This window comes from Silvimonas sp. JCM 19000 (assembly GCF_054652575.1).
In genome coordinates, this window is sequence record NZ_BAAIHC010000022.1 from 44,510 (window position 1) to 56,156 (window position 11,647).

Sequence of the window (11,647 nt, forward strand, 5' to 3'; positions counted from 1 at the left end):
TCATCGAGTCACCCTTTTTTATTGCAGTGTGGCCATTACAGAAAGTAATTCAGCACGCCATCCAGCCCGACGTAATTGATGCAGTACGGTGCTTCGGCTTGCACCTTGGGTTTGGCATGGCAGGCCACCCCAAAGCCGGCGGCGTGCAGCATGGGCAAATCATTGGCGCCATCGCCCATCGCCACCACCTGGTGGGCGGCCAGGCCGAGCTCATCACGCAGGCGCAGCAGTTCGGTGCGTTTGCGGTCAGCGTCGACGATATCGCCTTGCACCCGACCGGTGAGTTTGCCGTCGGCCACTTCCAGCACATTGGCAATGGTATGGGTCAGGCCCAGGCGCGGCTGGAGCTTGTCGGTGAAATACGTAAAGCCGCCCGAGATCAGCAGCGTTTGCGCGCCCGCTTGCTGAAAGCCTTTGAGCATCTTCTCGGCGCCCGGCATCAGCTGCAGTCGCTCGTCGTACACCCGTTGCAGCGCGCCCACCTCCAGCCCAGCCAACAAGGCCACGCGCCGGGTGAGGCTGGCCTTGAAATCGAGCTCGCCGCGCATGGCGGCCGCGGTAATCTCGGCCACTTGCGGCTTGATGCCCACCATATCGGCGATTTCGTCGATGCACTCGATGGTGATCAGCGTGGAGTCCATATCCATCACCACCAGACCGATATCGCGCACGCTCAGGTCTTCCGGAATAAAGGCCCAATCCAGTTGTGCCGATTCGCAAAAATCAGCCACGGCTTCCTGGTTGCTGATGTCAGCGCCAATCAAACGGAAAGCCTGTTGGTGGATGGCCTGGATTTCACCGGCGCCGGATAAGCGCGCCAGTTGTTTCAGGTTCTGGGTGGCGATTTCCGGGGCCTGGATCACAAGACGATGCATAACGCTCACTTTGTCGATGGGTAACGGCCAGCGCTCAGGCGCCGTGGCACTTCTTGAATTTTTTGCCGCTGCCGCAGGGGCAGGGATCATTGCGGCCGACCTTGGGTTCGGTGTTGACCACTTGTTCGACCTGGCCGAATTTCTTTTCCAGCCAGGTGTACATGATGTCTTCCACCAGCCATGGCAGTTCAGCCAGGCGTTGTTCGCGCTGGCCGATGGTCAGCGGTTCGATGCCGGTGTCGTCGTCGCCTTCGGCGTCGCTGGCATCTTGATGCAGCGCGCTGATCTTGTAGACGTTCTCGACAAACTCACCGTCCGCATCCATCAATTCGGCCCAGGCATCCAGCCGCGCGCCGATGCCGGACTGAAAGCCCGCCGCCCAATACGCGCCGACGGTTTCTTGCCATTTTTCGTCCAGGCCTTCGTCTTGCAGCACCAGCGGGTAGTACAGCGGCTCTTCGGTGGCGCGATTGCGGTTTCTGGCGGAGTAGGCATCGGCAATCACCGCCGCGTGGCGGCGTATCAGGCCGAGGATGTCGTCCGCTTCGACCTGATCAGAAAACTCGGGCGGCTGATTATCAAAAATGGCCGGCAGCCATTCTTCCTCGGGCACGGCTTCCGGGCCGACGGTCAGCGCCACCAGAAAGCCATCGAGCATTTCGATGTCCATGGTGGCGTCGGGCGTGCGCGGGCACATCAGAAAGGTGTCGAGGCGGTCAATTTCGGTGTCGTCCAGCGGTTGGACTTGCGGTAGGGCGCTCATGCGATTTCCAGGATCAAGGTTGCGGCCGCCATTGTACCTGCCCGTTTGCGGCTTGCCACTTTCCCGGCGCGCCGCTGCTGGACTGGTGGCCGCCCGCTGCTGGACCGGTGGCCGGCCGCTGCTGGCGGCGGGTGCGGGAATCCGGGCATTGCCGCCACCCCGTTCAATACGCGACAATCCTCGACCCGCCATGGTGGCGGCATTGAATCCGGCGCGTACGGCGCTGGCGGAGTGGGATTATGAGCTGGTCTCTTTGGTTGGTTTATCTTGGCGTCATCACGCTGATCATTGGCGTGCCCGGCCCGTCGGCGCTGATCTGCATGACGCATGGCGTGCAGCATGGCGGGCGCCGTACCGTCATGACGGTATTGGGCGGCATGAGCGCCTCGTTTACCTTGATGAGTATTTCGGCGGCGGGCCTGGGCGCAATTATCCTGGCCTCGCATACCGCTTTCGCGGTCATCAAATATGCTGGTGCGGCTTATTTGATCTGGCTGGGTATCAGCGCCTGGCGTGATCGCGGCGTGATGGCCATGCCGCAAGCGGACAGCGCCAGCGCCAGCATGTCGCTGTGGAAGCTGTATACCACCGGCTACAAGATCGGCATTTCCAATCCCAAAGACCTGGTGTTTTTTGGCTCTTTGTTTCCGCATTTTATTGATCCGGCCCAGGGCCAGTTGGCGCAGTTTGCGGTGCTGGCGGCCACGTGGGTGGTGGTCGATTTTGGCGCAATGAGTACCTATGCCATGCTCGGCCATCGTGTTTCGCCGTGGTTGGGTCGGCAACGTAATCTGATGATCTTCCGCAAGTTGTCGGGCAGCTTTTTTGTTGCTGCTGGCAGTGCCTTGATGGTTGCGGATCGCTAAGGAACACGGCAGATGAGCACAAAGCAACAAGCGGAACTGGCCTTGATCGCTGCGGTGGGTGCCAATGGCGTGATAGGCATTGAAAACCGCCTGCCCTGGCGTTTGCCGGACGACCTGAAGCGCTTCAAGGCGCTCACGCTGGGCAAGCCGGTTTTGATGGGCCGTAAGACCTGGGATTCGCTGGGTCGCCCCTTGCCCGGGCGGCGCAACCTGGTGGTAACGCGGCAGCAGGGTTGGGCGGCCGACGGCGCCGAAGCGTTTGCCAGTATCGACGCCGCTGTGGCGGCGGCATCGGAGGTAAGCGCGATTTTTGTGATAGGCGGGGGCGAGATCTATAGCCAGGCGCTGGCGCAAGCCGACGTGCTGTATCTGACTGAAGTAGCGGCCAGCCCCGCAGGCGACGCGCATTTTCCGGCGTTTGATCGTGGCGTCTGGCGTGAGGTCAGTCGCGAAGCACACGTCGACGCCGCTAGCGGCGTGCATTACGCCTTTGTCGAATATCGCAAAGCGTAACGCGCCGATCATTAAAAAAAACCGGGCACCCCCTGCAGGGTTGTCCGGTTTTTTTATGCCTGTCGCTGGCGCGCGCGGTTCAGGCGTCGACGAATTCCAGTAACTCGCTGAAGCGCTGCACGATATGGTCAGCATTAAACTGCTCCACATCGCTGCCATAGCCGTAGCTGACCACCACCACCGGGCAACCGGCCGCTTGCGCTGCCAGCGCATCGTTGATCGAATCGCCCACCATCAGCAATTCGCCCGGATTAACGCCAAACTGTTCCGCCACGTGCAACAAGGGCAGCGGCGACGGCTTGCGCTCGGCCAGCGTGTCGCCGCTGATGACCAGATCAAAATGCTCACGCACACCCAGTTCGCGCAGCAAGGGCAGGGTAAACCGCTCCGGCTTGTTGGTGACGATGGCAAGCGGGTAGCCGCGTTCGTGCAGCGTAGCCAGCGTGGCTTGCACTTCGGGATAGAAGCGCGTGGCTATGCTCAAACCGGCCAGATAGTGCCGGTTAAACGCCTGCAGCCCCGCTTGTTGTTGCGCGCTGCCGCTGAATTCGGCGTTGATATCGTTCGCCACCGTGCGCGCCACCAGCGAGGCCGCGCCGTCGCCGACAAAGCTTTCCACCACGTCTTCTGCCAGTGCGGCCAGGCCGAGGTCGGCGCGTGCGGCATTGGCGGCGCGGGCCAGATCGGTGATCGAATCGACCAGCGTGCCGTCCAGATCAAATGCGTAGGCTTTGATGCTCATGGTTATTGCGCTTGGGTGTGCAGTTCAATCTGCTTGTGCATCTCGGCGATGATGGCCTTGTAATCGGGGTGACCAAAAATAGCCGAGCCCGCCACAAAGGTGTCGACGCCCGCGGCAGCCAGTTCGCCGATATTGTCGACCTTGACGCCGCCGTCGATTTCCAGCGCGATATGGCGACCGCTTTGTTCTTTGTATTTATCCAGTTTGGCGCGCGCGGCGCGGGCTTTGTCCATCATTGCGGGGATAAATTTCTGCCCGCCAAAGCCGGGGTTGACCGACATCAGCAACACCATATCGACCTTGTCCAGCACGTAATCGAGATAATCCAGCGAGGTGGCCGGGGTAAACACCAGGCCGGACTGGCAACCGTGCTCGCGGATCAGCGAGAGCGAGCGATCAATATGATCAGAGGCTTCCGGGTGGAAGGTGATGATATTGGCGCCGGCCTTGGCAAAGTCCGGGATGATGCGATCAACCGGCTTGACCATCAGATGCACATCGATGGGCAGATCGGTATATGGACGAATCGCCTCGCACACCAGGGGCCCGATAGTCAGGTTGGGGACGTAATGGTTGTCCATCACATCAAAGTGAATCAGGCTGGCGCCGGCGGCGGACACATTGCGCACTTCTTCGCCCAGGCGGGCAAAATCGGCGGAGAGAATGCTGGGGGCGATGCGGTATTCGGGCATGGGATGATCTCCAGAGGTCTAGTGTTTGACGCAATGCCGCGATTGTAGCGCATCCTGGCGTACCGCCCGGGGTGAGGGCTGCTAAGATTGCGCCACTTGCCGTTCTGTGGATTGATGCCATGAGCAAAACCAGCAGTTATGAAATCGAGATTGTGCCGGTGGCGCACTATGTGCCGGAACAATCCGATGAGGCCGAACACCACTATGTATTTGCCTATCGCATTGCCATCACCAACCGCAGCGAGGTGCCGGTGCAGCTGATTGCGCGCCACTGGCTCATTACCGATATGGACGGACGCGTGCAGGAAGTCAGCGGCATGGGCGTGATCGGCGAGCAACCGGTCTTGCAGCCGGGGCAATCATTTGAATATATGAGTGGCGCCACGCTCGATACCCCGGTGGGCACCATGCGCGGTAGTTATCAGATGCGCGCGCACGACGGCACGGTGTTTGATGCGCGGATTCCGCAATTTGTGCTGTCGATTCCGCGCACCTTGCACTGAAATCTGCAGAAAACACCATGGTTTTTGCCAGTCACGACGGATATTGCAACGCTCACGGGAAGGCAGTTCACCCGGCCAGGGCATGCGGCTAGAATACGGCAGCAGTGGAGGCCACATGCGCATATTGGTATCAAATGACGACGGGTATTTCGCGCCGGGCATTGCCGCTCTGGCCCGTGCACTAGGTTCACATTACGAGATTATGGTCTGCGCGCCGGAACGCGAACGTAGCGGCGCCAGCAATTCTTTGACACTGGATCGGCCGTTGACGGTGCGCCAGGCTCCTGGCGGTTTTTTATACGTCAATGGCACGCCCACCGATTGCGTGCACCTGGCCGCAACCGGCTTGATGGATACCTTGCCCGATCTGGTGGTGTCCGGCATCAATCACGGCGCCAATATGGGCGACGACACCATTTATTCCGGCACCGTCGCTGCGGCCACCGAGGGCTATCTGCTGGGCGTGCCAGCCATTGCGTTTTCTTTGGCGTCGCGCAATCCGGCTTATTTTGAGGGCGCGGCGCAGATTGCGCTGGAGCTGGTGCAGCACATCGAGCGCAATCCGTTTGCGCATCCGGTTTTGCTCAACGTCAACGTGCCGGATTTGCCTTATGACCAGATCAAGGGCAAAAAAATGGCGCGGCTGGGACGGCGGCATAAATCGTCTGCGGTGATCAAGGCGCAGAATCCGCGCGGTGAGCCTATCTGGTGGGTAGGCCCGGTCGGGGATGCGGCGGTGGGCGGCGAGGGCACCGATTTTCATACGATCAACCAAGGCTATGTCTCGGTTACGCCGTTGTCGATCGACCTGACTGCATGGTCAGAACTGGATGCGGTGGCGACATGGCTATGCGCATGAACTTCAACGCCTTGCCGGGCAACGGCATGACCTCGGCGCGCACGCGGGCCCGCATGATCGAACGCCTGAAGGCGCAGGGCATCAGCGATGCCGATGTCCTGAACGTAATGGGCGAAGTGCCGCGCCACGCCTTTGTCGATGAGGCTTTCGCGCACAAAGCCTACGACGATAATTCGCTGCCCATCGGACACAACCAGACCATCTCCCAACCCTATATTGTGGCGCGCATGACCGAGCTGGCCATCGACGTGCCTCAGCGCGAGCGGGTGCTGGAAATCGGTACCGGTTGCGGTTATCAGACCACGGTGCTGGCGCAATTCTTTAAAACCGTATATTCAATCGAACGCATCGGTGGCCTGGCCAAGCACGCGCGGGAACGTTTGGCGGCGTTGGGCGTTCTCAATACGCGGCTGCGGCATGGCGATGGCAGTCGGGGTCTGGCGGAATCCGGCCCGTTTGACGCCATCATGCTGACCGCCGCCGCGCCGGTGGTGCCCGAGGCGTTGATTGCCCAGCTCAAGCCGGGCGGGCGCCTGGTGTTTCCGGTTGGCACCGACACGCAAGAACTGCGCGTGATCGAGATGACGCCGGAGGGCCCCCTCGAAAGCAAGCTGGAAAAAGTGCGCTTTGTGCCGCTTTTGCCCGGCGTGGCCTGAGCGCTGCGCGGCCATCCGGCCTGTGGTACGCCCAAATCTCATTCAGCGGCCGGTTTTCCGGCCGAACCCTTATCTAAAACACGTACAGAGAACAAGCACAGCAATGACCAAGAACAAGGAGATTTTCGTGAGTTGGCAGCGTCTGATGGTTCCCGCTTTGTTGTCCACCTTGCTGGCTGCCTGCGCCAGCACGCCGGACGCGCCCGCTCCGATTGTCGACCGCAACCAGTCTGCCGCAGCGGCCCCCGCTGCAAGTGCCGCGCCTATCCGCAGTGCCAGCACGGCGGCCGCCGACAGCGGCGCACCGGGCGGCACGTATGTGGTGAAGAAGGGCGATACCCTGTACCGCATTGCGCTGGATCATGGCGTGGCTTATCGCGATCTGGCGGCATGGAACAATCTGCAAGACATCAATGGCATCAAGGTGGGCCAGACGCTCAAGCTGAGCGCTTCGGGTGCGCCGGGGGCCACGCCGCCAGGTGACGACAATGCACCGGCAGGTGTCGAAGTTCATGCATTGAAACAAGATGTTGCCGTGGCCGCCGCGCCCGCAGGGGGCAACGGTGCAATAACCAGCAGCCCTGCCGCTAATCAGGTCACGCCTGCAATTGCCACGAACGCGCATTACCCCAAGGCAGTCAAATTGCCCTTTAGCGCGCAGAATGCCAGTGGCATAGCCGCTGCTGCGGATGGCCCGGCAGTTGCGCCGAAACCACAAAATTCCAATCAAAGTTTACCCGCTTCGACAGCGATTGTTGCAGCGCCGCAAGCTGGCGGCAATGTAACAAACGGTAACGAGAAAGCACCAGCCAGCGCGGCTTCGGCCGCTGTAGCGGGGGATGCGGAGGTCAGCGACTGGTTGAAACCGACCGCAGGCAATAGCGATAAACCTTTCAGCGAGGAAAGTCGGGGTATTGATATTGCCGGTAAATTGGGGCAGTCTGTGGTTGCGTCAGCGTCTGGTAAGGTGGTTTATGCCGGAAGCGGTCTCCGCGGTTACGGCAAAATGATCATCATCAAACACAACGCTGAATTCCTCAGTGCGTATGCACATAACAGCAAATTGCTGGTCAAGGAGGGCGACATCGTCAAGAAGGGTGAAAAGATCGCGGAGATGGGCAACACCGATGCCGACCGGGTTGAACTGCACTTTGAAATTCGCAGATTTGGCAAACCGGTCGATCCTGCCAAATACATCCACTAGATAAATCATGAACGATCAAATCGATATCCTGGAAGACGAAGCAATGCTCGAAGAGGAAGACCTCGAGCTGATTGAAGGTGAAGGCGAGAAAGAAGCCGAAGCCGAAGCCGTCGCGGCTGAAGAAGCGGATAACACCAGCTACGAAAGCACCGGCGACGTGACCCAGATTTATCTGAATGAAATTGGCCACAGCCCGCTGTTAACGCCGGACCAGGAACGTGCGCTGGCTCGTCGCGTGGTGCAGGGTGATTTTGAAGCCCGGCAAAAAATGATCGAGCACAATTTGCGCCTGGTCGTAAACATCGCCAAGCACTACATCAACCGTGGCATGACCCTGCTCGATCTGATCGAAGAGGGCAATATCGGTTTGATGCATGCGCTGGAAAAGTTCGACCCGGAGCGTGGTTTCCGCTTTTCGACCTATGCCACGTGGTGGATACGCCAGAGCATCGAGCGCGCCATCATGAACCAGTCGCGGACCATCCGCCTGCCGGTGCATGTGATCAAGGAGCTCAATGTGTACCTGCGTGCGCAACGCCATCTGGAAGCGCATCTGGGGCATGAGCCTGCGGTCGAGGATATTGCCGCGCTGGTGGGTAAGCCGGTGGAAGATGTGCGGCGGATCATGGGTTTGAACGAGCGCGTGGCCTCGCTGGATGCTCCGCTGGATATCGACCCGATGCTGACCATCGGTGAGTCCATCCCTGATGACCAGCACGACGGTCCCGAGACCTTGCTGCAGAACGCCGAAATCGAGCGTTATGTGCGTGAGTGGCTCAAGCAGTTGAACGACAAGCAACGCATGGTAATCGAGCGCCGCTACGGTCTGAATGGCTATGAGATCTGCACGCTGGAAGACCTGGCGGCCAATCTCAATCTGACCCGCGAACGGGTGCGGCAGATCCAGATCGAGGCGCTGGAACAGTTGCGGCGCATCCTGCGTCGCTATGGGGTATCGCGCGACATCGTGTTATAAGGCGAGTAAATCGCCACGCTCGGGTGAACATCGCCTGATCGGTACGAAAAAAAGCCGGAGACATGCTCCGGCTTTTTTGTATCTGTCCCTTGGGCCTTGCCTGCCACGCCCCACGCCCCACGCCTATAGCGCGGGCCGGGGCGCCAGCAAGCGGGCCTCAGTCGGCTTGCGCCACCGGTTGCACGATAAAGGTCGAGACCTTGGCTGGGTTGAGGTATTGCTGAATAACAGCGGTGACCTCGGCCTTGCTGATGTGCTCGTAGCCGCTTAGACGCGTCCGCGCCCAATCCAGCCGTTGCGGATGTTCTTGCGAGCCATCCAGCACCACATGCAGCCAGTAGCCGTTGCTTTGCGCCGAGTCGCGGATATCGGTCAGCACCGGCGCGCGTGCACGTTCCAGTTCGTCATCGCTGATGCCGGTCTTCTGCAATTCCGCCGCGATGCCCTTGACCGCGTCTGCCACCTTCTGCGCCGCGCCCGGTTCCACCGTAATCATCACGCCCAGCATGCCGTAATTGGTAAAGGTGTCGCTCAGTTGCGAAAAGGCATTTGGACTATACGAGCTGCCCATTTGCGTGCGGATGGTGTCCCACAGGCGGTTACGCAGGATCTCGCTCAGCAGGTTGAAGCGCCGCGCCACATTAACGTCACGCGCATCCGGCGTCTGCCACACCATAAACACCACGCCGCGATCGATCTGCGTGCTGACCTTGAGAGTTTCGGTCAGTGGCGACGGAAAGCTGACTTTGCGGGCCTCGGTGTAGTCGGGCTTGACCTCGCGTGCGGGCAGGGCGCCCAACGTCTCGGACAGCGCGGCAATCACTTGTTGTGGGTCCAGATCGCCGACCAACGAGATTTCCAGCGGGCCGTGCTGCAATTGGGGATCCAGCCACGCTTTCAGTTCGGCCAGGGTGCGCATGCTGGCCTGCTCTTGCGACGGAATGCCAAAGCGCGGGTCGTTGCTGGCCAGTTCACGCGGAATGCGTGAGCGCAGCATGCCTTCGGGCGTGTGCTCCAGCGAAATGGCGTTCTGGGCAATGGCTTTGCGCGCTGCCGACAGCGCTTCCGGGCGATAACCGGCGTGGGTCAGATAGGCCGCAATCAATTGCAGTTGCAGCTTGAGGTTCTCCGCGTTGGTGCGCGCACTGAACTCCAGTGCATCGGTGCCCACGCCAAATTCCAGACCCACTTGCTTGCCCGCCAATGCGGTTTGCAGATCATCCCAGCTCAGCTTGTCGAGGCCACCAGAACGGAAGGCCAGGTTGGCCAGATAGGCCAGACCCGGTTGCTGCTGTGCAGGTTCGGTCAGCAAGCCCGCGCCCACACGTGCGTTGATGCGGATGGTGTTGGCCTCAAACGGCGTCTTTTTGATATTGACGCGCACGTCATTGGCGAAAGTCAGTTGCGTGATGGCCAGATCGTCCACTTGTTTCTGCGTGGTGATCTTGCCGGCGGCCGTGCCAAACCGGGTGTAGGGGAATTCCACCGCCGCATCTTTGGCCGGGGCGGCGACGGCCGTGGCGGCGCTGGTTTTCCATGCTTCGCCGATCTGCGCTTGCGCCTGATCCAGTTTGAGATTGCCGCTCACAAACAGCTTGCGCCCGCCGGTCCATGCGCCGCGGAAGGCGGTCAGCGCCTGATCGGGCGTGATGCTGTTCAGCAACGGGGTTAACAGCGCCAGATCTTGTTCGGGTGAGGTAAAGACATTCTGGTCATTCAACGCGTCGGTCAGGGCCCCCGCCAGTTGCGGCGAGCGCCGCGTGCGGGCGGTATCGACCGCTTGTTGCAGCGAGGTGCGCATATTGGCAACGGCAACGCGCAACTCATCGGCGGTAAAGCCATATTGATAGGCCTGGCGCAATTGCTGCTCGGCCAGGGCCAACGCCGCCTGCCAGTTCTCCGGCTTGGTGGTGACTTCCAGGCTGGACACGCGCGTCTCGGTCATCAGGTCGTTTACGCCTATATATCCGGCGCTGATGATGGCGTCGTCCTTATGCGCCAGGATATCCAGTCGGCGCGACACGATGTCGAGTGCCAGCTGCATGCGCACATCATTCAGGCGGATCTGCGTCTGGTCGAGACCGGGGAAGGGCTGCAGTGCTTCGATCGAAATATTGGTGGCGGGAGCCTCGGCATCGTAGTGGTAGCCGATGTCAACGCCGGTTGGGGGCGTTACCTTGCCGAAGTCATAATCGCCACGGGCAGGCGCGCGCGGTTTGATGCCGCCGAATTCCTTGTTGATCAGCGCAATGGTCGATTTGGGGTTGAAGTCACCCACGGCCACCACGGTAATCCGATCGGGGCGATACCAGGTGTTATAGAAGTCGGCAAAGCGCTCGCGTTGCGCTTTTTGAATCACGTCGGCCTGGCCGATCGGCATGCGTTTGATCAGCAGCGTGTCGGGCAGCAGATGTTTGGACTCGGCGATATAAGCGCGATAAGACACCGAATCACGCGCTCGTTTTTCGCTGAGGATAACGCCGCGTTCGCCATCGATCTGGTCGGGCTTGAGCAACAGGCCGCCGGAGAAATCGGCAAACACCTGCAAGCCTTCCGTCATGGTTTCGGGTTTGGTGTCGGGTAGTTCGAGCTCGTAAACGGTGCGCTCAAAGCCGGTATTGGCGTTGGCGTCGCTGCCCATGCCCATGCCCAGGCGCTGAAAATACTGGACCAGCGTGCCGGGCGCGTAATGGGTGCTGCCCTTGAACGCCATGTGCTCCAGAAAGTGGGCCAGGCCTTGTTGATCGTCGGTCTCGTTCATCGAGCCGGCTTTGACCAGCAAGCGCAGGCTGGCGCGGCCTTTGGGTTCGCTATTGGGCAGGATGGCGTAGCGGATGCCGTTATCGAGCTTGCCGAAAGTGACGGCTGGATCCGGTTTTACATCGCTATGGTCTTGCGGGAAATCAGTCAGCGCAGGTAGCGCGAAGGCAGAAAGGCTGGCGGCCAGCAGGCTGCCGGCAAAGAGCTTGTGCAAGAGGGGCATAAGACACCATGGTTG

At 60.2% G+C, this 11,647-nt stretch carries 12 protein-coding genes; 7 read left to right on the forward strand and 5 right to left on the reverse strand.

From position 1 onward, the window contains the following. Window positions 1-35: 35 nt before the first annotated feature. A complete protein-coding gene (serB, locus tag ACYQ1A_RS17220) occupies window positions 36-875 on the reverse strand; it encodes a phosphoserine phosphatase SerB (RefSeq protein ID WP_499363891.1) in 840 nt (279 codons plus the stop codon). 34 nt (window positions 876-909) lie between these two features. After that, window positions 910-1,638: a UPF0149 family protein gene (locus tag ACYQ1A_RS17225; protein ID WP_499363892.1), complete on the reverse strand. Its 729-nt coding sequence runs from the start codon at window positions 1,636-1,638 to the stop codon at window positions 910-912. A 239-nt stretch (window positions 1,639-1,877) separates the two neighbouring features. On the opposite strand from ACYQ1A_RS17225, the gene ACYQ1A_RS17230 reads away from it, so the two are divergent. Together ACYQ1A_RS17230 and ACYQ1A_RS17235 are read left to right on the forward strand one after the other, a co-directional pair. After that, the gene (locus tag ACYQ1A_RS17230) at window positions 1,878-2,504 is read left to right on the forward strand and encodes a LysE family translocator (RefSeq protein WP_499363893.1); all 627 of its coding nucleotides are present in this window, start codon (window positions 1,878-1,880) and stop codon (window positions 2,502-2,504) included. A gap of 12 nt (window positions 2,505-2,516) precedes the next feature. Continuing rightward, window positions 2,517-3,017 (forward strand): dihydrofolate reductase, encoded by a 501-nt coding sequence (locus ACYQ1A_RS17235; protein ID WP_499363895.1) that lies wholly within the window; start codon window positions 2,517-2,519, stop codon window positions 3,015-3,017. Between the two features lie 79 nt (window positions 3,018-3,096). On the opposite strand, the gene ACYQ1A_RS17240 is transcribed toward ACYQ1A_RS17235, so the two are convergent. Further along, window positions 3,097-3,759: a phosphoglycolate phosphatase gene (locus tag ACYQ1A_RS17240; protein WP_499363897.1), complete on the reverse strand. Its 663-nt coding sequence runs from the start codon at window positions 3,757-3,759 to the stop codon at window positions 3,097-3,099. Window positions 3,760-3,761: 2 nt separating this feature from the next. Continuing rightward, window positions 3,762-4,451 (reverse strand): ribulose-phosphate 3-epimerase, encoded by a 690-nt coding sequence (rpe, locus tag ACYQ1A_RS17245; protein ID WP_499363899.1) that lies wholly within the window; start codon window positions 4,449-4,451, stop codon window positions 3,762-3,764. Window positions 4,452-4,570: 119 nt separating this feature from the next. Between rpe and apaG the strand changes: the two genes are divergently transcribed. The 5 genes from apaG to rpoS all read left to right on the forward strand — a co-directional run bounded on the left by apaG (window position 4,571) and on the right by rpoS (window position 8,649). Next, complete coding sequence (gene apaG, locus ACYQ1A_RS17250) at window positions 4,571-4,954, forward strand: Co2+/Mg2+ efflux facilitator ApaG/CorD (protein ID WP_062225123.1); 384 nt, start codon at window positions 4,571-4,573, stop codon at window positions 4,952-4,954. 115 nt (window positions 4,955-5,069) lie between these two features. Next, on the forward strand, window positions 5,070-5,813 hold the full coding sequence (gene surE / locus ACYQ1A_RS17255) for a 5'/3'-nucleotidase SurE (RefSeq protein ID WP_499363900.1): 744 nt from the start codon (window positions 5,070-5,072) through the stop codon (window positions 5,811-5,813). Further along, window positions 5,798-6,469: a protein-L-isoaspartate(D-aspartate) O-methyltransferase gene (locus tag ACYQ1A_RS17260; protein ID WP_499363902.1), complete on the forward strand. Its 672-nt coding sequence runs from the start codon at window positions 5,798-5,800 to the stop codon at window positions 6,467-6,469. The genes surE and ACYQ1A_RS17260 overlap by 16 nt, the downstream gene beginning before the upstream one ends. 322 nt (window positions 6,470-6,791) lie before the next feature. Next, window positions 6,792-7,673: a peptidoglycan DD-metalloendopeptidase family protein gene (locus ACYQ1A_RS17265; protein ID WP_499363903.1), complete on the forward strand. Its 882-nt coding sequence runs from the start codon at window positions 6,792-6,794 to the stop codon at window positions 7,671-7,673. Between the two features lie 7 nt (window positions 7,674-7,680). After that, window positions 7,681-8,649 carry an RNA polymerase sigma factor RpoS gene (rpoS, locus tag ACYQ1A_RS17270; protein WP_499363904.1) on the forward strand — a complete coding sequence of 323 codons (969 nt, stop codon included), beginning with the start codon at window positions 7,681-7,683 and terminating at the stop codon, window positions 8,647-8,649. Window positions 8,650-8,806: 157 nt separating this feature from the next. Here rpoS and ACYQ1A_RS17275 read toward each other — a convergent pair whose 3' ends face one another. Then, on the reverse strand, window positions 8,807-11,632 hold the full coding sequence (locus ACYQ1A_RS17275) for a M16 family metallopeptidase (protein ID WP_499363905.1): 2,826 nt from the start codon (window positions 11,630-11,632) through the stop codon (window positions 8,807-8,809). Between the last annotated feature and the right edge of the window lie 15 nt (window positions 11,633-11,647).